General features: G+C 68.9%; 23 protein-coding genes and 1 pseudogene. 9 read left to right on the top strand and 15 right to left on the bottom strand.

The genetic code is table 11. From position 1 onward, the window contains the following. Positions 1-40 precede the first annotated feature (40 nt). Positions 41-1,345, top strand: coding sequence for a phenylacetate--CoA ligase PaaK (paaK, locus tag L0C25_RS05265; protein WP_271635383.1), 1,305 nt, complete (start codon positions 41-43; stop codon positions 1,343-1,345). Here paaK and L0C25_RS05260 read toward each other — a convergent pair. After that, positions 1,342-2,262: a hypothetical protein gene (locus L0C25_RS05260; RefSeq protein ID WP_271635382.1), complete on the bottom strand. Its 921-nt coding sequence runs from the start codon at positions 2,260-2,262 to the stop codon at positions 1,342-1,344. The genes paaK and L0C25_RS05260 overlap by 4 nt on opposite strands. 83 nt (positions 2,263-2,345) lie before the next feature. On the opposite strand from L0C25_RS05260, the gene L0C25_RS05255 reads away from it, so the two are divergent. Further along, positions 2,346-3,329 carry a P1 family peptidase gene (locus L0C25_RS05255; RefSeq protein WP_271635381.1) on the top strand — a complete coding sequence of 328 codons (984 nt, stop codon included), beginning with the start codon at positions 2,346-2,348 and terminating at the stop codon, positions 3,327-3,329. Here the strand turns inward: L0C25_RS05255 and L0C25_RS05250 are convergent. From L0C25_RS05250 to paaN, 8 genes are all read right to left on the bottom strand, one after another. Continuing rightward, the gene (locus tag L0C25_RS05250) at positions 3,314-3,919 is read right to left on the bottom strand and encodes a response regulator transcription factor (protein ID WP_271635380.1); all 606 of its coding nucleotides are present in this window, start codon (positions 3,917-3,919) and stop codon (positions 3,314-3,316) included. The genes L0C25_RS05255 and L0C25_RS05250 overlap by 16 nt on opposite strands. Then, positions 3,916-5,028 (bottom strand): sensor histidine kinase, encoded by a 1,113-nt coding sequence (locus L0C25_RS05245; protein WP_271636796.1) that lies wholly within the window; start codon positions 5,026-5,028, stop codon positions 3,916-3,918. The genes L0C25_RS05250 and L0C25_RS05245 overlap by 4 nt, the downstream gene beginning before the upstream one ends. Further along, on the bottom strand, positions 5,021-5,458 hold the full coding sequence (locus L0C25_RS05240; protein WP_271635379.1) for a DUF6069 family protein: 438 nt from the start codon (positions 5,456-5,458) through the stop codon (positions 5,021-5,023). The genes L0C25_RS05245 and L0C25_RS05240 overlap by 8 nt, the downstream gene beginning before the upstream one ends. 106 nt (positions 5,459-5,564) lie before the next feature. Continuing rightward, positions 5,565-6,752, bottom strand: coding sequence for an MFS transporter (locus L0C25_RS05235; RefSeq protein ID WP_271635378.1), 1,188 nt, complete (start codon positions 6,750-6,752; stop codon positions 5,565-5,567). Next, positions 6,745-7,500, bottom strand: a complete 756-nt coding sequence (locus L0C25_RS05230; RefSeq protein ID WP_271635377.1) for a DeoR/GlpR family DNA-binding transcription regulator — start codon at positions 7,498-7,500, stop codon at positions 6,745-6,747. The genes L0C25_RS05235 and L0C25_RS05230 overlap by 8 nt, the downstream gene beginning before the upstream one ends. A 60-nt stretch (positions 7,501-7,560) precedes the next feature. Further along, positions 7,561-7,869, bottom strand: a complete 309-nt coding sequence (locus tag L0C25_RS05225; protein ID WP_271635376.1) for a hypothetical protein — start codon at positions 7,867-7,869, stop codon at positions 7,561-7,563. Continuing rightward, the gene (locus L0C25_RS05220) at positions 7,836-8,165 is read right to left on the bottom strand and encodes a TetR/AcrR family transcriptional regulator (protein WP_271635375.1); all 330 of its coding nucleotides are present in this window, start codon (positions 8,163-8,165) and stop codon (positions 7,836-7,838) included. The genes L0C25_RS05225 and L0C25_RS05220 overlap by 34 nt, the downstream gene beginning before the upstream one ends. Further along, positions 8,158-9,849 (bottom strand): phenylacetic acid degradation protein PaaN, encoded by a 1,692-nt coding sequence (paaN, locus tag L0C25_RS05215; RefSeq protein ID WP_271635374.1) that lies wholly within the window; start codon positions 9,847-9,849, stop codon positions 8,158-8,160. Before paaN ends, L0C25_RS05220 begins: the two co-directional genes overlap by 8 nt. Positions 9,850-10,347: 498 nt before the next feature. On the opposite strand from paaN, the gene L0C25_RS05210 reads away from it, so the two are divergent. Continuing rightward, positions 10,348-10,887: a hypothetical protein gene (locus L0C25_RS05210; protein WP_271635373.1), complete on the top strand. Its 540-nt coding sequence runs from the start codon at positions 10,348-10,350 to the stop codon at positions 10,885-10,887. A gap of 122 nt (positions 10,888-11,009) precedes the next feature. Next, positions 11,010-11,849 (top strand): Bax inhibitor-1/YccA family protein, encoded by an 840-nt coding sequence (locus tag L0C25_RS05205; RefSeq protein ID WP_271635372.1) that lies wholly within the window; start codon positions 11,010-11,012, stop codon positions 11,847-11,849. A gap of 3 nt (positions 11,850-11,852) precedes the next feature. Here the strand turns inward: L0C25_RS05205 and L0C25_RS05200 are convergent, their stop codons facing one another. Further along, the gene (locus tag L0C25_RS05200; RefSeq protein WP_271635371.1) at positions 11,853-12,815 is read right to left on the bottom strand and encodes an SGNH/GDSL hydrolase family protein; all 963 of its coding nucleotides are present in this window, start codon (positions 12,813-12,815) and stop codon (positions 11,853-11,855) included. Between the two features lie 89 nt (positions 12,816-12,904). On the opposite strand from L0C25_RS05200, the gene L0C25_RS05195 reads away from it, so the two are divergent. After that, positions 12,905-14,275: a cystathionine beta-synthase gene (locus L0C25_RS05195; RefSeq protein WP_271635370.1), complete on the top strand. Its 1,371-nt coding sequence runs from the start codon at positions 12,905-12,907 to the stop codon at positions 14,273-14,275. 31 nt (positions 14,276-14,306) lie between these two features. On the opposite strand, the gene L0C25_RS05190 is transcribed toward L0C25_RS05195, so the two are convergent. Both L0C25_RS05190 and L0C25_RS05185 read right to left on the bottom strand, forming a co-directional pair. Next, complete coding sequence (locus L0C25_RS05190; protein ID WP_271635369.1) at positions 14,307-14,768, bottom strand: LysR substrate-binding domain-containing protein; 462 nt, start codon at positions 14,766-14,768, stop codon at positions 14,307-14,309. 292 nt (positions 14,769-15,060) lie between these two features. After that, positions 15,061-15,189 (bottom strand): annotated as a pseudogene (locus L0C25_RS05185) (LysR family transcriptional regulator); the annotation flags it as partial. A gap of 69 nt (positions 15,190-15,258) precedes the next feature. Here L0C25_RS05185 and L0C25_RS05180 point away from each other — a divergent pair. The 3 genes from L0C25_RS05180 to L0C25_RS05170 are packed head-to-tail and all read left to right on the top strand — an operon-like array spanning position 15,259 to position 17,791. Continuing rightward, positions 15,259-15,873: a LysE/ArgO family amino acid transporter gene (locus tag L0C25_RS05180; RefSeq protein ID WP_271635368.1), complete on the top strand. Its 615-nt coding sequence runs from the start codon at positions 15,259-15,261 to the stop codon at positions 15,871-15,873. 21 nt (positions 15,874-15,894) lie between these two features. Continuing rightward, the gene (locus L0C25_RS05175; protein WP_271635367.1) at positions 15,895-16,821 is read left to right on the top strand and encodes an LLM class F420-dependent oxidoreductase; all 927 of its coding nucleotides are present in this window, start codon (positions 15,895-15,897) and stop codon (positions 16,819-16,821) included. A gap of 52 nt (positions 16,822-16,873) precedes the next feature. Continuing rightward, complete coding sequence (locus L0C25_RS05170) at positions 16,874-17,791, top strand: ABC transporter substrate-binding protein (RefSeq protein WP_271635366.1); 918 nt, start codon at positions 16,874-16,876, stop codon at positions 17,789-17,791. Between the two features lie 17 nt (positions 17,792-17,808). Here L0C25_RS05170 and L0C25_RS05165 read toward each other — a convergent pair whose 3' ends face one another. Further along, entirely contained in the window at positions 17,809-18,762 is a 954-nt protein-coding gene (locus L0C25_RS05165; protein ID WP_271635365.1) for a helix-turn-helix transcriptional regulator, read from the bottom strand. A gap of 80 nt (positions 18,763-18,842) precedes the next feature. Here L0C25_RS05165 and L0C25_RS05160 point away from each other — a divergent pair, with 80 nt between their 5' ends. Beyond that, entirely contained in the window at positions 18,843-19,982 is a 1,140-nt protein-coding gene (locus tag L0C25_RS05160) for an epoxide hydrolase family protein (RefSeq protein ID WP_271635364.1), read from the top strand. A gap of 245 nt (positions 19,983-20,227) precedes the next feature. Here L0C25_RS05160 and L0C25_RS05155 read toward each other — a convergent pair whose 3' ends face one another. Together L0C25_RS05155 and L0C25_RS05150 are read right to left on the bottom strand one after the other, a co-directional pair. Then, on the bottom strand, positions 20,228-21,592 hold the full coding sequence (locus L0C25_RS05155) for an N-acetylmuramoyl-L-alanine amidase (RefSeq protein ID WP_271635363.1): 1,365 nt from the start codon (positions 21,590-21,592) through the stop codon (positions 20,228-20,230). Between the two features lie 81 nt (positions 21,593-21,673). Then, positions 21,674-23,146, bottom strand: coding sequence for a flavin-containing monooxygenase (locus L0C25_RS05150; RefSeq protein WP_271635362.1), 1,473 nt, complete (start codon positions 23,144-23,146; stop codon positions 21,674-21,676). Positions 23,147-23,152 lie beyond the last annotated feature (6 nt).

The following is a 23,152-nucleotide window of genomic DNA, read 5'->3' as shown; positions in this document are numbered from 1 at the left end:
GCCGTACCATTTGCGTACGCCGGACGACCGAGGAGTGCCTGTGCAGGACCTGAGCCCGAAGCCTGGAGACCTGGAGCCGATCGAGACCGCGTCGATCGACGAGCTGCGCTCGCTGCAGCTCGAGCGGCTCGGCTGGTCGTTGCGTCACGCGTACGAGAACGTGCCGCACTATCGGCGGGCGTTCGACGAGCTCGGTGTGCACCCGGACGACTGCAAGGACCTGTCCGACCTGGCGCGATTCCCGCTCACCGGTAAGGCCGAGCTGCGGGAGAACTACCCGTTCGGCATGTTCGCGGTGCCGCGGGAGCAGGTGTCCCGCGTGCACGCGTCGTCGGGTACGACCGGCAAGCCGACCGTCGTCGGCTACACCGCGGAGGACATCGACACCTGGGCGCACCTGATGGCACGCAGTATCCGAGCCTCGGGCGGCCGTCCCGGCGACATCGTGCATGTCGCGTACGGCTATGGACTCTTCACCGGAGGGCTCGGTGCGCACTACGGCGCCGAGAAGCTCGGCTGCACGGTCGTCCCCGTCTCCGGCGGCATGACGGAGCGGCAGGTGAAGCTGATCGTCGACTTCGAGCCGGACATCATCATGGTGACGCCGTCGTACATGCTCAACATCGTCGACGAGATGCGCCGCCAGGGCGTCGATCCGCATGCCACCTCGCTCAAGGTCGGCATCTTCGGCGCCGAGCCGTGGACCGACGAGATGCGCCGCGAGACCGAGTCCCAGCTCGACATGCACGCCGTCGACATCTACGGACTGTCGGAGGTGATGGGCCCGGGCGTCGCCAACGAGTGCGTCGAGACCAAGGACGGTCTGACGCTCTGGGAGGACCACTTCTACCCCGAGATCCTCGACCCGATCACCGGCGAGGTGCTGCCCGACGGCGAGCGCGGCGAGTTGGTGCTCACATCCCTTACCAAGCAGGCGATGCCGGTCGTCCGCTACCGTACGCGCGACCTCACTCGCCTGTTACCCGGCACGGCGCGCACGATGCGCCGGATGGAGAAGATCACGGGACGTACCGACGACATGATCATCCTGCGCGGGGTGAATCTCTTCCCGACGCAGATCGAGGAGCTGATCCTGCGTACCGAGCAGCTGTCACCGCATTTCCAATGTGTGTTGACACGTGCGGGCCGGATGGACTCGATGACGGTGCTGGTAGAGCGGCGGGCGGAGGCGCCGCTCGACGCGGCAACGGTGGTCGGCGCAGACCTGCGCACGTTGATCAAGAACGAGATCGGCGTCAGCGTGGAGGTCGATGTCGTCGACCCCGAGACGGTCGAGCGCTCGGTCGGCAAGATGCGCCGCATCGTCGACAACCGCAAGGATTAGCGCCTCTGGGCGTCGATGAGTACGAGCAGACCGGTGATGGCGAGGGCGACGCCGGTCATGCCACTCACCGCGCTGACGAACGACTCGAACCCGGTCTGGCCCGCCGACGGAAGCGCGACCGTCGCGAATGCCGTGGCCGAACCGACCCAGGTCGCCGCCAGCGGCCGGAGCAGCGGGCCTTCGCGGCGCCGTCGTACGAGCGCGTGTGCCCCGAGCGCCCCCGCGAGCGGCAGCACGCCTCCGGTCAGGACGAACGTACGCTGCGCAACGGTCTCGAACCCCGACGGCCCGGCGAACGCCTCGGCGTCGATCGCCCAGAGGATGCTGACGACGGCAAGCAGCGCCGTGACGACGAGGGCTGTGCGGGCCATCAGCAGCTGCAAGGCGTACGTCGACCCGGGCGTGATGTCGCGGCCTCGCAGCCGGAACACCCATGGCCAGCGATGCGTGACGTGCAAGGCGAACGCCCCGACCAGCAGCGGTGTCTGGATGATGAACCCGCCGTAGACGAGCGCGAACACCCAGCCGTGCAGACCGCCGTCGTCGGGTGCGGGCGCACCACCGGCGATCCCTTGCGCGACGAGCCCGATCGGTAGCCCGACGGCGACCGGCGCGAGCAACCCGGTGCCGACCCAGATCGGACCGACCAGCAGGAACGGCGGAATGCGGCGGACGAACGTCAGCCCGGCAACGATCGCGACCGCGCCGAGCTCGAGTCCGAGTGTCATCACGTTGGCGATGACGGTCGACGTCTCGTGCATCAGCTCGGCGGCTTCGGCGTCCTCGGTGCCGAGATCGGAGCCGGCGATCCAGGCGATCTTCAGAACGGCGTACGGGATGCACGCGATGACCGCGGCGACGCACAGTGCGACGCGGGTACGTGAGGGGCTGGCCGACTCGGGCACGACGATGGTCATGCAACGAGGCTTGCAGCGCCGTAACGGGCATGAATCCCTCGGCGGAGTGAACGGCGTACGCCCTACGGGCTACCGTTCTGCCCATGCGAGCAACCGATCTGGGCATCACCATCGGCCGCTTCGATACAGGCCCGCGCAATGCGATCACCGATGTCGAGGGCGTGTTGGTCGGTCACACCACCGTGGTCGCCGATGACGTACGCAGCGGGGTCACTGCGGTCGTGCCGGAAGCGCTCACCACGTGGCGGACGACGCTGCCCGCCGGCCTCGCGGTCGGCAACGGGCACGGGAAGCTCATCGGTGCGACCCAGATCGACGAGATGGGTGCGATCGAGACACCGATCCTGCTGACGAGCACACTCTCGGCGTACCGGGTCGCCGACGCGCTGGTGACGTACATGCTGAACCTGCCCGAGCATCACGACACCATCACCCTCAACCCGGTCGTCGGGGAGACGAACGACGGGTTCCTCTCGGACATCCGATCGCGCCCGATTCGCGAGGAGCACGTGGTCGCGGCGATCGAGTCGGCCGGCCGCGAGGTCGTCGAGGGATGCGTCGGCGCCGGCACGGGCACGGTCGCCCTCGGATACAAGGGCGGTATCGGCACCGCTTCGCGCGTGGTCGACGTGGCCGGCGAAACGCGTACGGTCGGCGCGTTGGTGCAGTCCAACTTCGGCGGCACCCTCACCGCTGCCGGTGTCCGGATGCCTGCCCAGGAGCTGCTGGCGACCACGCCACCCGAGCCGGACGGCAACTCCTGCATGATCGTCGTCGCGACAGACGCACCGCTCGATGCGCGGCAGCTACAGCGGGTCGCACGCCGCGCCGTGTACGCGATGGCACGCGTCGGTGCGCGCTACTCGAACTCCAGTGGCGACTACGCGATCGCGTTCGGCTCGCACGGCGCGCCGCCTGCCGACTCGGCGCTCAACGAGATCTTCGAGGGCACGATGGATGCTGTCGAGGAGGCCTTGCTCAACTCGTTGTTCACGGCCGAGACCACGTACGGCTATCGCGGCCGGGCGGCGCATGCCGTGCCGACGAGCCGCTACAGCCAGCCCTGATCACGTGCATGGATGGCCGCCTCGGCTCGGGTGCGGCTGCCGGTCTTCCCGATCGCGGCCGACAGGTAGTTGCGCACGGTGCGATCCGAGAGGTGCAGACGCGCGGCGAGGTCGTTGACCGGCGAGCCGTCGGCTGCTGCCGCGAGCACCCGGCGCTCGCCATCGGTGAGCGGGTTCGCCGGCGCGAGCCGGGCCTCTTCCGCGAGCCCAGGGTCGATCACCGTCGAGCCGGCGACCACCTTGCGGACGGCCTGCGCGAGGTCCTCGACCGGGTCGTCCTTGACCACGAACCCGCGTGCGCCTGCGTCGAGGGCGCGGCGGAGGTATCCGGCTCGGGCGAACGTCGTCACGATCATGACCGCGCACTCGGGCGCCTCGGTATGCAGTGCCGCCGCCGCATCGATGCCGCTGATGCCGGGCATCTCGATGTCGAGGAGGGCGATGTCGGGCCGGTGCTCCCGTACGCCGGCGACGACCTCGTCGCCGCGGCCGACCTGCGCGACCACCGAGATGTCGTGCTCCATGTCGAGCAGCAACGCGAGCGCGCCGCGCATCATTGCCTGGTCTTCGGCGATCAGTGCCCGGATCATGCGTGCATCCTGGTCGTCGCGGGCAGCGTTGCCGACACGGTGAAGCCGTTCGGGCCGGGGCTGGCCGCAAGGTCACCGCCCGCCTCGGCGAACCGGTCGTGCAGTCCGGCGAGACCGCTGCCGCCGTTCGTCGATGCCGCGGCGGACGTGCCGTTGTCGCCGATGCGTAGCTCGATGCGGTCACTGACGCGGCGCAGCTCGACGGTGCAGCGGTTCCCGTCGGAGTGCCGCAGCACGTTGGTCGTCGCCTCGCGTACTGCCCAGCCGAGCAGCGCGTCCTGGCCGGTTGCGACGGGCAGGCCGGTGGCATCGACCGCGAGCTCGATCTCGCTGGTGTGCAAGGCGTCTCTGGCTCGCGCGACCTCGGTCTCGAAGGTCGTCTCGCGGTATCCCCGGACGGTCTCGCGTACGTCGTCGAGCGCCTGCCGGCCGATCGACTCGATGTCGGCAGCGTGTTCGGCCGCCGCTTCGGCCTGGTCGGGCAGCAGCCGGCGTACTGCCTGCGCCTTGACCACCATCAGGGACAGGGTGTGGCCGAGCACGTCGTGCAGATCGCGCGAGAACCGGTCACGCTCGGCGGAGACGGCGGTGCGTGCCAACGCGTCGCGGGTCGCGTTCAGCTCCGCGATGGTCGCGAACAGCTGGCAGAAGACGAACGTGCCGAAACCCGCCAGGGCGAGACAGAGGGTCGTCACCCACAGCTCGGACCAGGGTGAGTCGGCGTACGAGTCGACCGCCGCCCAGGCCGCGGTGGTCGCGAGGACGGCGACCGGCACCCAGCGCGCGGCAAGCGCCGCGCTGGCGGCGATCGCTTGCAGGCAGTACAGCGTGTACCAGTCGCTCGCATCGCCGACCGTGACGGCGATCGTCGCCGCCGCCTGCACGAGGAAGAGCACGGTCGCGCGGCGGCGACGCATACCTGCGACGAGTGCGGCGATGTTGGCCGCCGCGATCGTGACGAGCCCGGCCCAGGTCGCCAAACCAGCGTCACTCTCGTACGCGTGCTGGGCGGCGCCGAGCAGCACGATCGGGCTCCAGATCGCGATCCCGACGAGCGGCTGTCCACGGGTTGCCCAGCGCAGGTTCGGGCCGCGGCGACACTCATCCATGCCGGCCACGTTGCCACGGTAGGCAGCCGACGGCGAGCGCGCCGGCGACGGCGAGGTGCATGCACGCGAGCGTAATCCCGGCGGCGAGGCCCGTCGCACCAGCGGGTCCTGCGAGGGACAGTACGAGGACCGCGCCCGCGGTGATCGCCCATGCGCGTTCGGGCCGCCGCGACAAGTGGCGTAGCGCGAGCAGCCATCCGATCGCCGCGAGGCCGACGACCAGGGTCGCGGTCAGGACCAGGCCCAGATCGACCGTCGTCGTCGAATCACCCGTACGCGCGGACAGGTCGACGCCGGCGATCGGGACCGCGACCGTGTAGACGGCGACCGCGGCCACCTGGGCGGCGAGCACCGTCCACCAGCGCGGGCCGCGGGACCGTACCTCGGCGCAGGAGCAGGTCGACTCGGTGGCGGGTTGGTAGATCGTCATGGGATTCCTCCGTGATCGTTTGCCGGCCGTTCCGGCGTCGAGGCACGACGTTAGGTGCCCGCCGGGCGTTCGAGCAGGGACAAATGTCCCGACCTGGTCGGCGGGCTCAGCGGGTGTCGACGCCCCCGTCGAACGCGCTGCTGGACCGGATGGCGATGGCGATCGCCGCGGTCAGAACGGGCAGGAGCAACAGGGCGCCGGACAGGCCCACGGCGTTCGCGAGATGGCCGATCAGTGGGGGGCCGCACATGAAGCCGGTCCAGCCGATGGCGGCGACGGTGGCGATCGAGGATCCCGCCGAGTCGCCGCCGAGCTTGCCGGCCGCGCTGAACGCCGTCGGCACGACCAGTGCGAGGCCGACGCCCAGGGTGCCGAAGCCGAGTAGCGCGACGTACTGATTGTCGACGAGCAGCGCGACCAGCATGCCGATAGTCGCGACGCCGGCACACGTCGGCAGCAGGTCGCGCGGTGCGAACCGCAGCATCAGCCGGTTGCCCGCCAGCCTGAGGGTAAGCATCGCGAGGGAGAACACCGCGAATCCGAGACCGGCGTACGTCGGGGACGCGTCGATCACGTCGTGCAGGTAGACGGCCGACCAGTCGGCGGCGGCACCCTCGCCGATCATGCAGGCGAACGCGACGGCACCGAGTACGAGCACGGTCGGGGTGAACGTACGACGCTTCCGGTCGCCACGAGGCTCGTCGGGGGATTCGGGGTCGGGGAGCATCCGCATCGTCAGGGTGCCGACGACCGCCAGGACGACGAGACCTTCGACCGCGAGCTGAGGGGTGAGTGCGATCCCGACGGAGACGCCGACCGTACCGATGCCTGCGCCCACGAAACCGCCGATGCTCCAGGCGCCGTGCAGTCCGGCCATGATCGGGCGGCCGATCGTACGCTCGACGGTCACGCCCTGGGTGTTCATCGCCACGTCGAGCGAGCCCTGGAACGCGCCCCACAGCAGCAGCGCAGCGAACAGGGTGAGCCCCGAGCCTGCCATCCCGACCGTCATGCCGGCGAGGGTGTAGCCGACCAACGTGGCGCGGACGACGGTCGCGCTGCCGAGGCGCGGTAGGAGCCAGCCGACGCCGATCGTCGCGAGGATCGAGCCGACCGGGGCACCGAGCAGTGCCGTGCCGAGGGAGGCATCGGTGAGGCCGAGGTCGGACTTCACCTGTGGGATGTGCGCCGTCCAGGAGGCGAACAGCAAGGCGTGCACCGCGAAGGTCGCGGTCACGGCGACGCGTGGCAGCCTGCCGATCGCCTGCGCGGCTTGGGCGCGGGGCTCAGACACAGTGGACCTCGACGCCCGCGGCGCGGAGGCGCTCGACCTCCGCACCGGGGGCGGTCGTGTCGGTGACGACGATGTCGACGTCGGTCGCCTCGCAGATCACGTGCAGTGTGGTGCGGGTGAACTTCGTGCCGTCGACGAGGGCGATGGTACGAGCGGAGGACTCGATGGCCGCGCGCTTGACGGATGCGTCACGGATGTCTGGCGCCGTGGCCCCGGACTCGGTGGAGAATCCGCAACAGGTCAGTAGGGCAGTATCGAAGCGGAAGGCCGCGATGCCCCGCTCGGCGAGCGGACCGACGACGGACATCTCGCCCGGGCGTACCTCGCCGCCCGCGAGCAGCAGCGTGATCGACGCAGAGCCGGACAGGATGCCGACCGCATGCAGCGACATCGGCATCACCGTGAGCCGACGGGCGACGAGTGCGCGAGCGGCTGCGACTCCGGTCGTACCGCTGTCCACGATGACGGACTCACCGTCGCGCAGCAGCTCCGTCGCGGCAGCGCCGATGCGTTGCTTCGCGTCCGCGGCTTCGCCTTCTCGGACGCCGAACGGGAGTTCGTCGCTGCGCATCAGGGTGCTGACCGCGCCGCCGCGGACGCGCCGCAGGACACCGGCGGACGCCAGCTCGTCGAGGTCGCGGCGGATGGTCACCTCGGACGTCGCCAGCGCATCCGCGAGCTCGCGTACCTCGACCCGGTCGGTCGTCCGCAGGCGCTCCAGGATCTGTGCGTGGCGGCCGTGACTCATGGGAGAGATCGTACATGACGTGCTTTCGTACGAAAGTCCGAGATGATCGATCGGTTGGGTCTAGGTTCGCAACCCGTCGAACGCGAGGGTGGTCACCTGGGCGGCCAGCCGGTCGACCACGTCGCCCGAGCGGGTCGTGGGCCGGTACCACCCGACCAGCGAGTTCACCATCCCGAGCAGCAGGCGCGCGGTCGTCGCGGCGTCGATGTCGGCGCGTACGTCACCGTCGGCGACCGAGTCGCGTACGAGCCGGGCGATCACCTTGTCGAACGCTCGCCGGCGCTCGAGCGCCCAACGCTCCGTCTCGGTGTTGCCGTGGACGCGCAGCAGCAGGGTCACATAGGGCAGCCGCTCGGCCAGCACGTGCACGGCGCGGTCGATGACGTACTTTCGAGCCGGTCGACGGCACGGCCCTCCCGGGCACCGGCCTCGTCGATGATGGCGAACAACGGGTCGACCGCGTGCTCGAGCGCTCGCCGCAGGAGCTCCTCCTTGCTCGCGACGTGGTGGTAGAGCGACGACTTCGAGAGTCCGGACGCCCGAGACAGGTCTTCCATGCTGGTGCCGTCGTACCCGCGCTCGGTGAAGACGCGGGCGGCGACGTCGAGCAGCAGCGCGGCGTCGTAGCGCGGCCTCGGCTCGCCCGACGGCAGAACCTTAGGCATCGGGTGCGTGCCGTCGGGTGCCGATGAACCGGAACCTGCCGGCGACGAAGTGGCCGTCGACGTACGTCGCGTTGGCGGCGGGGTTCGCGCCGGTCGCATGGAAGTCGGAGAATGCCGCAGTTTGGTTGACGAAAACGCCACCGGTGAGGTTCTCCGAGAGCGAGACACCCGCATCGAGCGCGGCCTCGCGTACCCGCTCCAGGTAGGCCTCGTCGGTCGAGTAGACCCCCGCGGTGAGCGCGCCCTGCTCCTTGGTCATCTCCGCGAACGCATCGATCGCCTCGTCGCGGGTAGCCGTCTCGACGAGGAACGACACTGGGCCGAAGCACTCCTGGGTGTACGTGTGGTCGTCGCTGGTCTTGGCCAGCAGTACGACGGGCGTGTAGATGCGCGCGTCGGGCCACTCGGCAACGTTGACCTGACGGTTCGAGACCGCGAGGTCGGGACTCGCGGACGCCGCGTTGAGTCGCTTGGCGACGTCGTCGCTGACGATGCCGCCGAGCAGTGCGGCCGCCTTCTCGTCGTCGCCGAGCAGCTTGTCCATGGCCTCGCCGAGGTCGATCGCGAACTCGGAGCGCGTCTTGACGCCCTCGTCGGTCTGCACGCCCTCGGCCGGGATGAGGATGTTCTGTGTCGTCGTACACATCTGCCCGGAATAGAGCGAGAGCGTGAATGCCAGGTTGCCGAGTGCGGCGCGGTACGCGTCAGTCGACTCGAAGATGACCGAGTTGACGCCCGCTTTCTCGGTGTACACGAGAGCCTGACGAGCATTGCGCTCGAGCCATTCGCCGAACGCCGTCGAGCCGGTGAAGTCGACGATGCCGATCTGCGGGTCGAGGGCGAGATCTGCGGCGAGGCGGTCGCCGTCGTCCTCGGGCGCGAGGAGCACGACGTTGGGGTCGAACCCGAACTCCGCCAGCACTTCGCGTGCGATCGAAACCGTGACGGCCAGGGGAAGTACGGCGTGCGGGTGGGGCTTGACGATGACAGTGTTGCCGGTCGCGAGGCTGGCGAAGATCCCTGGGTACGCGTTCCACGTCGGGAACGTGTTGCAGCAGACCACGAGGCCGATTCCGCGGGCGACGGGCGTGAACTCCTTCGTCATCCGAAGCGGCGGACGCTTGCCTTGTGGCTTCTCCCAGAGCACCGACGACGCGTGCCGGGTCTGCTCGGTGAGCGCGTACGCGGTCGCCTCCAGCCCGCGGTCCTGGGCGTTCGGGCCGCCGGCCTGGAATGCCATCACGAATGCCTGGCCCGACGTGTGCATCACGGCGTGTGCGAGCTCGAAGCTGCGACGGTTGATCCGTACGAGGATCTCGGCGCATACGGCGGCCCGCTCAATCGGCGTTGCCGATCGCCAAGCCCGGTTGGCGATCCGCGAGGCCTCGACGAGCTGGTCGGCGCTTGCGCGCGGGTATCGCACACCAATTTCGAGACCGTACGGTGAGGACTCGCTGCCGACCTGCGTGCCGTCGGTCGGCTGGCCGAGGTCGAGGGTGGTCCCGAGCAGCGCGCGGAACGCCTGCTCGCCCTCCGCTGCGGCATCCTCGCCGTACACCCGCGGGCTCGGCGACTCGGGGAACGCCGACCAGTACTCTCGCGTACGCGCCGCGCGCTGGGCGTTCTCGAGCAGGTCTGCATGCTTGGCGACGAGGGCGTCGAGGTCGGCTGCTGCGGAGGTCATGTGGTCCTTCGGGTCGGGAAAGTTGCCGTCGCCTCGCAGCATAGAACCGACCGATCGGTCGGGCAAGGTGGCTGGTGCTGCGGGTCGGCCGCGGCGACGACGCAGGTGCGCAGTCGGCTCGGGTTCGCCGTCGGTTCTCCCGGCCTACCGGCCGGCGCCTATCGGGTTTCGCGCTCCTTCGGTTCCACCTATCGGGTTTCCCTCTCCTTCGGTTGCTGCGCAGACGGAGGTACGCGGGTGGCGGCCGTCGTCTGTCGGCTTTCCCGCACCGTCGGTTCCACCTATCGGCTTCCTGCGCGCTGGGCTGCCGGCCTCGTCGTGCCGCGACGAGGGAATGTTCCTTTGACCGGCCAGGACCGGTCAAAAGAACATTCTTGCCACGATTCCACTGGGCATCTGACCGGACCCGCCCGCCACCGCGGACGGATCGACCGCGGTTCGGGCTCTGCTCTACGCTGGTGGACGTTTCCGTTGCCCGTACGCCCGAAGAGAGGTCCCATGGGACGCCGCCTGTCCGCCGTCATCGCCGCCGCCCTGTTGGCGTTCACCGCCACAGCGTGTGGAGGCGACTCCGACGACGAGCCGACGAACGACGAGACCACCACCCAGACCGACTCGACGACGGACGACGACACGTCCGAGCCGGCCGAGAGCCCCGACGACGATGCTGATGACGACGGGCGCGGCAAGGACAAGGACCACGGCGACCACGGAGACCACGACGAGGGCGACGACGACGGGCAGTCCGACGACGACAGCGACGACAACGGCGCGATTCCCGACGACCTCGAGTCCGATGAGCCCGACGACCCGGATGACCTCCCGATCGACGCACAGGTCGTGCTCGACACCTGCGAAGACGTCGATCCCAAGGACACCTGGCCGGCGATCGACGCGGTCTCCTTCGACTCCGGCGGTCACAATGTCGTCGCCACTGCCGACGTGAAGATGAAGGGCGGCCAGACGGTCACGATCGTCTGCGACATCGCAGGGTCGAAGAACAACCCACAGGTGATGGCGTACAACCCGATCTCGTAGGCCAGACCGGAAAACTCGTTGCGTTCATCTCCTAGTTGCTGCGGGGATTCATCGCGGTGAGTCGCGCGTTGGATAGGGTGGAGACCCGCCCGACCGTGGGATCGTTCCCTGACGGAGGAATCATGCAGAGCAACAACCCGGTATTCGCTCGAAGCGACGGGTTCAACGGCCGAAGCGCCCAGTCGACGCCCGGCTACACCGATCCGTCGTCGTGGTCGTTGGATCTCGGCGATCACGGCGCCCCGCCCCAGATCCAGCCGATGACGGTCGAGACGGTCGTGCAGAAGACCGCGATCACGTTGACCGTTGCCGCGCTCGCCGCGTTCGCGACTTGGTGGTTCATCGGGCCGCTCGTCGACGGCGCGGATGTCGACCAGGACGCCGTCAACCTCACGTACATGCTCGCCATGGGCGGCGCCATCGCCGGTTTCGCCCTGGCGATGGTCAACTCGTTCAAGCGAGTGATCAGCCCGCCGCTGGTGATCGCGTACGCGGTCGTCGAAGGCGTGTTCATCGGCGCGTTCTCGAAGATGATCGTCTCGTTCATCGGCGGCGACTCCTCGATCGTGCTGCAGGCGGTACTCGGCACGATCGCGGCCTTCGCCGGGACGCTCACGGTCTACAAGGTCTTCAACATCAAGGTCACCGAGAAGTTCCGTCGCGGCGTCATGGCGGCCCTGTTCGGCTTCGTCGCCCTTGCGCTGCTGAACTTCGTGATGAGCCTGTTCGGCGCCGACTTCGGGTTCCGTGACTTCGACACGTTCGGACTCCTGGTGAGCTGCGCCGCGGTCGTGATCGGCGTGCTGTGCCTGATCCTCGACTTCGACTTCGTCGAGCGCGGTGTCGCCGCGGGCCTGCCGGAGAGCGAGTCGTGGCGGGCCGCGTTCGGACTGACCGTCACGTTGGTCTGGATCTACATCGAGATGTTGCGCATCGCGGCGATCTTCGCCGGCAACGACTGACCGTCAGCCCCGCAGCCGACGGATCGCGGCCCACCGTCCACGTGGCCCGCGACTCCTGCCGCCCACCATCGCGCCCGACACCTCGGTGCCCGACTGGTGGGCGGCTCGCTTTGCGGCGAACGACACCGGGAGGACCGTTCCCGGGGTGTACGCGAGCGCCTCGTCGTCCTCGTCGTCGACCCCGCCGGCGCGGGCGATCGCCGGCAGCATCGCCGTGACCATGCTGACGTACCCCGTCTCCGACGGGTGGAACCTGTCGTCACTGAAGAACTCGTCGGGTGCGATCGCGAAGTCGTGCCCGAGCAGGCTGCCGAGCGACACCGAGCTCCCGCCGGCCTCGACGACCGCCACGGTCTGGCGGGCCGCGAGATGACGGCTCCACGCCCGGGCGAACGAGCGCAGCGGCTGGCGCAACGGCTCGATGGTGCCGAGGTCCGGGCAGGTGCCCACCACCACCTCGCAGCCGGCATCGCGCAGTCGCCGGACTGCGGCGCCGAGCCGGCGGACCGACTCGGCAGGGGGTACCGCGTGTGTGACGTCGTTCGTGCCGACGACGATCGCGGCGACCTTCGGCTCGTACGCGAGCGCGCGGTCGATCTGGCCATCGAGGTCCGAGGTCTGTGCGCCGACGAATGCGTGGCACGCCGCGCGTACCGGGTGACCGGTGATGTTGGAGAGCGCCTCGCCGATCAGTGCGGCCGGTGTGTCGAGGCCGCTGGCGACGCCGTACCCGGCGCCCGCGGAGTCACCGAGCATCGCGAAGTCGATCACGTCGCCCATGAGCTCGCGCCCGTACACTCCGTCGCCCGACGGCGGCTTGCCCGTTGCGTCGCCGATCGTCTTGCGGGCCAGGGATGCCTCGGTCTTCATCACGCCCCAGAGCGCGCCACCGAGCAGCCCGACGCTTCCTCCACCGTACGCAGCGGCCGTCGCGAGCCTCCGCGCCGCCGCCCGAGATGTCCCCATACCTTCGATGATGCCCGATCGGGCAAGGAAATGGGAGCAGATTACTCCGGCGCTGCGGCACCGAAATCCGGGAGCCGTAAGGTGTCGGTGTGGACTACGTCGACTCACTCCTCGATCTCATCGGCAACACCCCGCTCGTCCGGCTGAACAAGTCGACTCGGGGCGCGCCCGGCACGATTCTCGCGAAGGTCGAGTACTTCAACCCCGGCGGCAGCGTGAAGGACCGAATCGCAACGCGGATGGTCGAAGCCGCCGAGCAGGAAGGGCTGCTCGAGCCGGGCGGCACCATCGTCGAGCCGACCAGCGGCAACACCGGTGTCGGCCTTGCGATGGTCGCGCAGCAGAAGGGCTATCACTGCATCTTCGTCTGCCCCGACAAGGTCAGCGAGGACAAGCGCAACGTCCTCAAGGCGTACGGCGCCGACGTCGTCGTGTGCCCGACCGCGGTGCCTCCGGAGCACCCCGACTCGTACTACAGCGTCTCCGATCGTCTCGTGGCCGAGACCGACGGCGCCTGGAAGCCGGACCAGTACTCCAACCCCAACAACCCGAGGTCGCACTACGAGACGACCGGACCCGAACTCTGGGAACAGACCGAGGGGCGCATCACGCACTTCGTCGCTGGCATCGGCACCGGCGGCACGGTCAGCGGCACCGGAAAGTACCTCAAGGACAAGAGCGACGGCCGGGTCCAGATCGTCGGCGCGGACCCGCACGGGTCCGTCTACTCGGGCGGCACCGGGCGGCCCTACCTCGTCGAGGGCGTCGGGGAGGACTTCTGGCCGCAGACGTACGACCGCGACATCTGCGACCGGATCATCGAGATCAGCGACAAGGAGTCGTTCCTGACCACGCGCCAGCTCGCGCGCGAGGAAGCCATGCTGATCGGCGGTTCGGGCGGCATGGCCGTTGCGGCCGCCGTACGTCTGGCAGAGGACCTCCAGGATCCCGACGCCGTGATCGTCGTCCTGCTCCCCGACGGCGGGCGTGGTTACCTCACGAAGGTCTTCGACGACGAGTGGCTCGGCCGCTACGGCTTCCTGCCGTCCGACCAGGAGCGCCCGGTCGGCGAGGTGCTGCGTCGCAAGGACGGCTCGCTGCCAGACCTCGTGCACACGCATCCGCACGAGACGATCGCCGAGGCGGTCGCGACCCTGCGCGAGTACGACGTCTCGCAGGTTCCGGTGCTGAACGCCGAGCCACCGATCATGGCGGCCGAGGTCGCCGGTGCGGTGAGCGAGCGCGAGCTGCTGGAGTCGATCTTCGCCGGCAAGGCGCAGCTGGCCGACACGGTCGAGATGCACCTCGGCCCACCGCTGCCGAGCATCGGCGCCGGCGAGCCGATCACGGACGCCGTCGCGGCGCTCGAGGCGGCCGACGCGGTGCTGGTGCACGAGGACGGAATGCCGGTCGGTGTCCTCACCCGTCACGACCTGCTCGGTTTCATCAGCCAGGGCTGAGCCTTCAGCGCTGCTAGTGTCCTGCAGGGCACTAGTGCAACGCCGCCTCGGCGTGCGCGCGTACCTCCTCGGTGAGCGTGCGCAGCAATGCCGACTCGACCCGCCAGTGCTGCCAGTACAGCGGTACGTCGACGTGCCGGTCGTCGAGGCGTACGAGGCCGCCGGGCGCGTCGTCGTCGGGTCGCAGGTCCGGCTCGGGGACGAGACCCCAGCCGAGTCCCATGCGGACGGCCTCGCTGAAAGCCGCCGACGATGGCAGGAAATGCGTCGGCGGGTAGGCGGAGCGTCTGGTGACCGACCGCAGGTAGCTGGTCTGCAAGGCGTCCTTGCGGTTGAAGTTCAGCATCGGCGCCTTCGCCAGCGACGCACCGAGCGGGCCACCGAGGTAGCGGTCGCAGAAGTCGCGCGATGCCATCGGCAAGTACCTCATCGCGCCGAGGCGTACGGCGGCGCAACCCTGCACAGGCGTGGGCTCGGCAGTGACGGCGGCCATCACCGAACCGTCGCGCAGCAGCTCCGCGGACGCCCCCCTCGTCCTCCTTGTGGACATCGAAGGTGACGTCGTGCCGCCCCGCCACGGCGGGCAGCACGGGGAGGAACCATGCAGAAAGGGAGTCGGCGTTGACGGCGACGGCCACGCGTACGGGCGCGTCGTCGCTGCCGCGAAGCTCCGCGGCGGCCTCGCGTTCGAGCAGCTCGGTCTGGCCGCTGAGCCGGATCAGCACCTGCCCGGCTTCCGTCGCGACCGCCGGTCGTCCGCGGCGCACGAGGACCTGACCGGCGGCGTTCTCGAGCGCCTTGACCCGTTGGCTCACGGCCGATGGCGTGATGTGCAGATCGCGCGCGGCGGCGTCGAAGCTGCCGGTACGAACGACGGACGCGAGCGCGGCGATCTGATGGCGGTCCCAGTGCATGAAGCCAGGCTAATGGCAGTGAAGAAACATTAGCTGGACTGTAGGCGGGTGGTGGGCGATGCTCGGGGAGTGAACCTCGCTTTCCTGATCGGCTTCGCCACGTCGGCCGGACTCATCATCGCCATCGGCGCGCAGAACGCGTACGTCCTGCGCCAAGGGCTGCGTCGCGAGTACGTCGCGGCGGTCGTGGTCGTGTGCGCCGGCGCCGACATGCTGCTGATCAGTGTCGGCATCGTCGGCCTCGGCGAGCCGCTGCGCGCGTACCCGACGGCGTTCGAGGCGGTGCGGTACGCCGGTGCGGCGTTCCTGTTGTGTTACGGCGTTCTCGCCGCTCGTCGCGCGATGCGGCCGGCCGAGCTGGTCGCGTCCGGAGGACAGCGAGCGTCCTTACGCGTCGTGGTGCTGACCTGCCTCGGGCTCACGTTCCTGAACCCGCACGTCTACCTGGACACGGTGCTCACGCTCGGTTCGATCGCCAACCAATATCGTTCCGGCGAGCAGTGGTGGTTCGGTGCGGGCGCGGTCGCCGCGAGCCTGACGTGGTTCGTGTCGCTCGGCTGGGGAGCACGCCTGCTCGGCCCGCTGTTCTCCCGGCCGCGCGCCTGGCGGATCCTGGACGCGATGATCGCCGCGATGATGCTCGGCCTCGGTGGCTGGATGCTCGCCGGTGGTCCTGCGGCTTAGCCCATACGGCAAGGTGGGGCCATGGATCTACGAATCTTCACCGAGCCGCAGCAGGGCGCGACGTACGACGACCTCCTTCGGGTGGCCCGCGCCGCCGAGTCGTTCGGCTTCGGCGCGTTCTTCCGCTCCGACCACTACCTCGGCATGGGCACCGAAGGGCTGCCGGGCCCGACCGACGCGTGGACGACGCTCGCCGGGCTCGCACGCGAGACCTCCACCATCCGCCTGGGCACCCTGATGACGTCGGCGACGTTCCGGTTGCCGGGCCCGCTCGCGATCACCGTCGCCCAGGTCGACCAGATGAGCGGCGGCCGGGTAGAGCTCGGCATCGGCGCCGGCTGGTACGAGGCGGAGCACCGCGCGTACGCCATCCCGTTCCCGGGCGTACGCGAACGGTTCGATCGGCTCGAGGAGTCGCTCGCGGTGGTCACCGGGCTGTGGGAGACGCCGCTCGGCGAGCGCTTCTCCTACGACGGAGAGCACTACCCGGTCGAGGACTCGCCTGCACTGCCGAAGCCGGTCCAGGCGCCGCGGCCACCCGTGCTGATCGGCGGTAAGGGCGCCCGGCGTACGCCCGCGCTGGCGGCGCGCTACGCCGACGAGTTCAACCTTCCGTTCGTCTCTGTCGAGGAGACACGGACGCAGTTCGGGCGGGTACGCGAGGCGTGTACGGCGGCCGGCCGAGACGCGGACACACTCACGTACTCGAACGCGCTCGTCCTGTGCTGCGGCGCCGACGATGCCGAGGTACGCCGCCGAGCGGAGCGGATCGGCCGCGACGCCGGCGAGCTGCGACGCGACGGGCTCGCGGGTACGCCGGGCGAGATCGTCGACCGGATCGGCGAGTTCGCTGCCGCCGACTCGCAGCGGATGTACCTGCAGGTCCTCGACCTCGACGACCTCGACCACCTCGAGCTGGTTGCGGACAAGGTCGTGCCCCAACTCTGAAGCCGACCGGCGATCTGATTGAGTAAGCCTCACCTAACAAGGAGAGGTGAACATGACCCATCGGCTCGGCGCGACGATCGCCGCTTGCCTGCTCTTACTCGGAATCGCCGCCTGCGGGGGTTTGGACGACACCTCGGACTCCGCAGCGCGGACCCGCACCGTCGACACCGCGAACGGTCCGGTCGAGGTGCCCGAGCGGCCTGAGCGGGTGGTCGTACTCGACACGGGCGAGCTCGACGACGCGCTCGCGCTCGGCGTGACCCCCGTCGGAGCCGTGACGACCGATGTCGACTCCGAGTTCCTCGGCTATCTCGGCGATCGCACCGACGGAATCGAGCCGGTCGGGACGATCACCGAACCGAACCTCGAGAAGATCGCCGCACTCGAACCGGACGTGATCCTGTCCAGCAAGGTGCGCCACGAGGCGCTGTACGACCAGCTGTCGGATATCGCGCCGACCGTCTTCTCCGAGAACGTCGGCTACCCGTGGAAGCAGAACTTCCGGCTCCATGCGGAGGCCCTCGGCCTGGAGGGCAAGGCAGCGGACCTGATGGCCGCGTACGAAGCGAAGGCGGCGCGGGTGGACAAGGCGCTCCCCGACGACACCGTCATCAGCCTCGTCCGGTTCGTGCCCGACCAGACCCGGCTCTACTCCGACAAGTCGTTCTCGGGCGTCATCACCGCCGATGTCGGAGCGCAGGTGCCGGAGCCCGCGAGGGGCGCGGACACCTTCGTCGAGCTCTCACCAGAGAAGCTGGGCCTCGCCGACGCCGACTACCTTCTCACCTCGACGTACGGCGCCGCCGAGGACACCGAGCAGGCCGCGATCACCAAGAGCGGTTTGTGGACGAACCTCGACGCGGTCGAGGACGGTCGGACCGGCCAGATCGACGACGACCTGATCACCGGCATCGGCATCCTCGCCGCCAACGAGGTGCTCGACAGCATGGACAGCGCGTTCGCGCACTGACGAGGTAGACACTGAACTCACGGCAGAGCACGACGGTATCGCCGGCCGAGCGCGCGTACGTGCTCGACCAGCGCGGGCGGCTCGGTGACATGGAAGTCCAGGCCGAGCATGCCGATCCAGACCGCGACTGTCTCGAGGCTGTCGGCTCCGGTCACGAGTACGCAGTGCTCTCGGTCGACCTCCTCGACCACGCCGACCGCGGCATGGACGCGGGAGAGCACCTCGTCGGCGGGCGCGTCGACGGCGATCCGTGCGTGGACGTTCCAGCCGCTCGACGCGACCTCGCGGAGGACGAAAGACGCGTAGTCCTCGCCCTCGAGCGGATCGGGTGCGAACCGCGGCCCGCCGGGTACGCGAAGCGTCATCCAGTCTGCCCGAAACGCCTGCCAGTCCGCGTCCTTGCGGCGGGCCACGACGTACCAGCGCTGGTGCCAGCTGACGAGGCGATACGGGTCGGCCTCGACCGGCTCCTCGGGCTCGCCGTAGAAGAACCGGATCCCGACGTGATCGCGGATCGCGGTGGCCAGCTCGGAGAGCAGCATCGGGTCGACGGGCGGGTCCTCGACGTTCGTGCCCGTGTTTGCCGGCCCGAGGTCGGTGCTGTCGTGAAGTGCGCGTACGCGCCGGCGCAGGCGGTCGGGAAGCACGTCCTCGAGCTTGGTCAGCGCGAGCGTGCTCGTCTCCTCGACGCCGGGTACGCCGCGTGCCGCACCGAGCCCGATCGCAACCGCGACGGCCTCGTCGTCGTCGAGCAGGAGCGGCGGTAGCCTTCCGTGGTCGCCGAGTCGGTAACCGCCGGACGGACCGCGGACGGCCTCGATCGGGTAGCCGAGCTCACGTAGACGCTCGATGTCCTTGCGTAGCGTGCGTTCGCCCACGTCGATCTTCGCGGCGAGCTCCGGCCCGGCCCAGGTGCCCCGGGTCTGCAGGAGTCCGAGGAGGGCCAGCAGCCGCGCCGATGTCTCGCGCACCAGAGACTCCTCTGAGAAAGTTCGGAAGGCGTGGGAATTCAGGAACGAACCGTGCCGGAACCGTTCCTACCTTAGGGGACATGACGAACACACCGAGCACCCAGAGCACCCTCGCCGTCCGCCCGTTCGAGGTGGCGATTCCACAAGCCGCGTTGGACGATCTTCGCGCCCGGCTCGAGAACACCCGCTTCGCGACCGAGGTCCCCGGTGACGACTGGGCGCAGGGTGCACCCGTCTCGTACCTGCGCGACATGGTCGACCACTGGACGTCGGCCTTCGACTGGCGAGCACAAGAGGCGCGGATGAACGAGTTCCCGCACTTCCTGACCGAGATCGACGGCCAGCAGATCCACTTCGTGCACGTGCGCTCGCCGCACGAGGACGCGACGCCGATCGTGCTGACCCACACCTACCCCGGCTCGTTCGTCGACTTCCTCGACGCGATCGGCCCGCTGACCGATCCCGAGGCGCACGGTGGGCGCGCCGAGGACGCGTTCCACGTCGTCGTCCCGAGCCTGCCCGGTATGGGCTTCAGTACGCCCGTCGCCGAAGGCGCCTGGACGATGGCGCGGGTGGCGCGGACGTGGGACACCCTGATGCGAGGACTCGGCTACGAGTCGTACGGTGCGCACGGCTCCGACGGTGGTGCGATGGTCTCGCGCGAGCTGGCGATGTTGAACCCGGAGGGATTCCTCGGCGCGCACGTACTCCAGCTGTTCTCGTTCCCGTCGGGTGACCCCGCCGAGTTCGAGAAGATGACTCCCGAGGACTACGCGGCGCTCGAGTTCGCCGGTTGGTTCCAGACCGTCAACGGATTCGCGCTGATGAACGCCTCGCGGCCGCAGACGATCGCCGCCGCCCTGAGCGACTCGCCGGTCGGCCAGCTCGCGTACAACGAGCTGTTCGAGAACTTCGGCAACGACACCAGCCTGCTCAGCCGTGACCAGGTTCTGACCCAGATCAGCCTGTACTGGTTGACGAACACCGCTTCCGGCGCGGTGCGGTACCACTACGCGGAGAAGGGCGTCGAGGCGCGGGTCAACGAAGGACCGATCGGCGTCACGGTGTTCGCCGACGACTTCAAGTCGATGCGGCCGTTCGCCGAGCGCGACAACACGAACATCGTGTCGTGGACCAGCCGCCCGCGCGGTGGGCACTTCGCGTCGATGGAGGTGCCGGAGGTGCTCGCCGAAGAGCTGCGCGCGTTCTACGCCCGCTGACGAGACGCGAAACGGCCCCGAACCCGGTGTGGGTTCGGGGCCGAATCATTCCTGAGGCCGGGGGGAGCCCCAGGAGGTCTATAGGTCGTGTCTGCTTATACCCCGCCGGCTCGCGTGCCTTCGCATCCCGCCTGGCTGCGTTGCGGTCGCTCGCAGGAGAAACCAACTACAACTTCGCTCCCACGCCTTGCCAGACCGGGCGCGCAGACCCGCTCCCTGATCGACGCGGCATAAGCCGACACGACCTAACAGAGCGGCACGTTGGGCAGCTTGTTGTCGGGATGATCCACGAAGATGTTCGCGATGAACCCACCCTGGTCCTTCAGCTTCGACCACCAAGCGCCGCTGTATCCGCCGGACGACACGTTCTCGCCCTCCTTCTGGCACAGCACCCGCACGTTCGTCGGACCGGACAACGAGCCGACGACATCCGACTGCGTGGTCGCGTCGGCGCGTACGTTGACGCCGCTTCCCCAGGTCGTGAACGGCACGCCCTCCTCGGGGTCCGGCTCCTCGCCGCCGGTCACGTACGACATGTAGAGGTCCCAGTCCCAGTTCGCGCCCGGGTCGGTGTGATCGTTGCCGGGGACCTCGCTGTGGCCGACGATGTGCTCGCGGTCCTTCGGGATGCCGTTGTCGTCGGCGATATTGGCGGTGAGTGCGGCCGAGGAGCGGTACATCACGTCGGTGAACCAGGCCGGATCGTCGACGTAGCCCTCGTGCTCGATGCCGACCGCGTACGAGTTTCCGTCGCGTGCATGCCAGGCCGTGTCGGCCTCGCGGACCATCTGGGTGATCTCGCCGTCGCTCGAGCGGACCACGTAGTGCGCCGATACCTGGGCCTCGGGATTCTGGAACCACGAGATCGTTCCGGCGTACGAGCCCTGCGTCACGTGGATGACGACGGCACTGATTGCCGAGCTACGGCCTGCGGAGTAGTTCGACGAGCTCGCGGGCACCCAGAGGGCCGCCGGGTAGTCGTCGGACTGGGTCTGTACCCCGTCGGCCGCCGTACGCAGACCCGCGTACGCCCCGCGCTCCGGTCGTACGTCGTGGGCCGCGACAGAAAGGCGCTCGCCGTCGGCGCGGTGGGTGAATCCGTTACGTACGTTGTCGAACACCGCGTCGGCCTCGAGCTTCGCGCCGTACTTCGTCTGGCCGCGCGCGTACTTGGCGAGCGGCACGTACCACTGTGCCAGGTCGGACCGGTCAGACCCGTCGAGACCGGACCGGTCGGCGAGCTTGCGAAGCACGGCTGCCGCACCGTCGATGTTCGCGGTCGCGTCGCTCTGCAGCTCGTCGACGCTGTGGTCGGTCAGCCGAGACGCGCGCTCGAGGTTGTGGTTGTCTGCGTTCGACTCGAGGTGCATGAGGCCGTAGCCGTTGTCCTGGCTGGGCCCGTCGTGCTGCACGAACCGGCTCTCGGTATACGCCAGGGACGCGAGCACGTCGCGCGGTACGTCGTACGTCGAGGCGGCGTCGGCGAAGGCCCCCTTCAGCGAGTCAGGGGCGGATGCGTCGTCGGTATCGGCGTTCGCCAGCCCGCTGGCGATCAGTGCCGAGCAGCCGACCACGGCCGCCGCGCCGGCGAGAGTGAGGCGTCTGTGCATGGTGGTCCGATCATCGTCGTGACTTCCTTGCCCACACGCCTACCCCGAGGCGACGGTCGTCAAACACCGGCCGGCACAGCATCAGCTTCGTACGCGACCGAACTCGTACTCCGCGGTACGGAACCTCCGGGTGTCCGCCCAGTACTTGAAGGTGAAGTACGGCCAAACGGTCACCGGCCGCCCCTTGTCGTCGAGGTACCAGCTGGAGCAGCCGGACTCCCACACGCTGCCGGACAGCTTCGCACGCACCTTGGTGGTGAACGCGCGCTCGGCTTCCGGGCGTACGTCGGCGAAGTCGTCGCCGCGCTCGTCGAGTGCCTGCAGTGTCTTGACGATGTACTCGACCTGCCGCTCGATCATGAAGATCATCGACGTGTGGCCGAGGCCGGTGTTCGGGCCGATGATGAGGAAAAAGTTGGGGAAGCCCGACACGCTGATGCCGAGGTGAGCCGAAGCTCCGTCCTCCTCCCACGTCTCGGCGAGCTCCGCGCCGCCACGACCGACGATCTTGGCGCGGGTCAGGTTGCCCACCACGTCGAAGCCCGTGCCGTAGATGATCGTGTCGACCTTGCGTTCCACGCCGTTGCTGTCCACGACACCGTCCGGAGTCACGCGGGCAATGCCATCGGTGACGAGCTCGACGTCGTCGGCGGCGAGCGCCGGGTAGAAGTCGTTGCTGATCAGCAGCCGCTTGCACCCGATCTCGTACGACGGGGTCACCTTCTCGCGAAGCTCGGGATCGGCTATCTGCTTGGCGATGTGACGTCGCGCCTGCAGGTCGAGCGGCTTCATGAAGCGCGGGTGCAGCGCGAATCCGAGGGCACGCATCTCCAGCGCCCAGTAGATCGTGTTGCGTACGACCCGCTGCGCGAACGGGACGCGTCGGTACAAGGCTCGTTCGAACGCCCCGATCGGGCGGTCCGGCTTGCCGACGATCCACGACGGAGTGCGCTGGTACACATCGACGTGCGCGGCCGTCTCGCGGATCTGCGGGATGAACTGCACCGCGCTCGCGCCGGTGCCGATGACGGCGATCCGCTTACCGGCGAGGTCGTGGTCGTGGTTCCACTCGGCGGAGTGGAACGTCGTGCCCTCGAAGGTGTCGAGGCCCTCGACGTCGGGGTAGCGCGGGCTGTGCAGGGGCCCGAACCCGGCGATGACCGCACGCGCGGTGTAGCTGGTGCCCTGCGCGGTGAGGACCTCCCAGGTCGCGTTGTCGTCGTCCCATGCGGCACTGGTGAGCTGTTGTCCGTACCGGATGTGCGAGCCGAGGTCGTACTTGTCGATGCAGCCTCGGATGTATGCCCAGATCTCGTCCTGCCGGGCGAACATCCGGGTCCAGTCCGGGTTCTGCTCGAAGGAGTACGAGTAGAGGTACGACGGCACGTCGCACGCGCAACCCGGGTAGGTGTTGTCGCGCCAGGTGCCGCCGAGGTCGTCGTCCTTCTCCAGGATGACGAAGTCGGTGATGCCGGCCCGCTTGAGCCGGATCGCGGCGCCGACGCCGGCGAACCCGGTGCCGACGATGACTACTCGGTGGGTGACCTCGCTCATCGAGCC

Origin of the sequence: Solicola gregarius, assembly GCF_025790165.1 — a bacterium.
Classification (GTDB): domain Bacteria; phylum Actinomycetota; class Actinomycetes; order Propionibacteriales; family Nocardioidaceae; genus Solicola; species Solicola gregarius.
This window is presented reverse-complemented; position numbering and strand designations above follow the sequence as displayed.

What these genes read in the sequence shown, in the direction of transcription:
- L0C25_RS05260 (WP_271635382.1), bottom strand. Translation starts at nt 2,262, where the DNA reads ATGACCATCGTCGTGCCCGAGTCGGCCAGCCCCTCACGTACCCGCGTC.
- L0C25_RS05255 (WP_271635381.1), top strand. Translation starts at nt 2,346, where the DNA reads ATGCGAGCAACCGATCTGGGCATCACCATCGGCCGCTTCGATACAGGC.
- L0C25_RS05250 (WP_271635380.1), bottom strand. Translation starts at nt 3,919, where the DNA reads ATGATCCGGGCACTGATCGCCGAAGACCAGGCAATGATGCGCGGCGCG.
- L0C25_RS05245 (WP_271636796.1), bottom strand. Translation starts at nt 5,028, where the DNA reads ATGGATGAGTGTCGCCGCGGCCCGAACCTGCGCTGGGCAACCCGTGGA.
- L0C25_RS05240 (WP_271635379.1), bottom strand. Translation starts at nt 5,458, where the DNA reads ATGACGATCTACCAACCCGCCACCGAGTCGACCTGCTCCTGCGCCGAG.
- L0C25_RS05230 (WP_271635377.1), bottom strand. Translation starts at nt 7,500, where the DNA reads ATGAGTCACGGCCGCCACGCACAGATCCTGGAGCGCCTGCGGACGACC.
- L0C25_RS05220 (WP_271635375.1), bottom strand. Translation starts at nt 8,165, where the DNA reads ATGCCTAAGGTTCTGCCGTCGGGCGAGCCGAGGCCGCGCTACGACGCC.
- paaN (WP_271635374.1), bottom strand. Translation starts at nt 9,849, where the DNA reads ATGACCTCCGCAGCAGCCGACCTCGACGCCCTCGTCGCCAAGCATGCA.
- L0C25_RS05210 (WP_271635373.1), top strand. Translation starts at nt 10,348, where the DNA reads ATGGGACGCCGCCTGTCCGCCGTCATCGCCGCCGCCCTGTTGGCGTTC.
- L0C25_RS05205 (WP_271635372.1), top strand. Translation starts at nt 11,010, where the DNA reads ATGCAGAGCAACAACCCGGTATTCGCTCGAAGCGACGGGTTCAACGGC.
- L0C25_RS05200 (WP_271635371.1), bottom strand. Translation starts at nt 12,815, where the DNA reads ATGGGGACATCTCGGGCGGCGGCGCGGAGGCTCGCGACGGCCGCTGCG.
- L0C25_RS05190 (WP_271635369.1), bottom strand. Translation starts at nt 14,768, where the DNA reads ATGGCCGCCGTCACTGCCGAGCCCACGCCTGTGCAGGGTTGCGCCGCC.
- L0C25_RS05175 (WP_271635367.1), top strand. Translation starts at nt 15,895, where the DNA reads ATGGATCTACGAATCTTCACCGAGCCGCAGCAGGGCGCGACGTACGAC.
- L0C25_RS05170 (WP_271635366.1), top strand. Translation starts at nt 16,874, where the DNA reads ATGACCCATCGGCTCGGCGCGACGATCGCCGCTTGCCTGCTCTTACTC.
- L0C25_RS05160 (WP_271635364.1), top strand. Translation starts at nt 18,843, where the DNA reads ATGACGAACACACCGAGCACCCAGAGCACCCTCGCCGTCCGCCCGTTC.
- L0C25_RS05155 (WP_271635363.1), bottom strand. Translation starts at nt 21,592, where the DNA reads ATGCACAGACGCCTCACTCTCGCCGGCGCGGCGGCCGTGGTCGGCTGC.
- L0C25_RS05150 (WP_271635362.1), bottom strand. Translation starts at nt 23,146, where the DNA reads ATGAGCGAGGTCACCCACCGAGTAGTCATCGTCGGCACCGGGTTCGCC.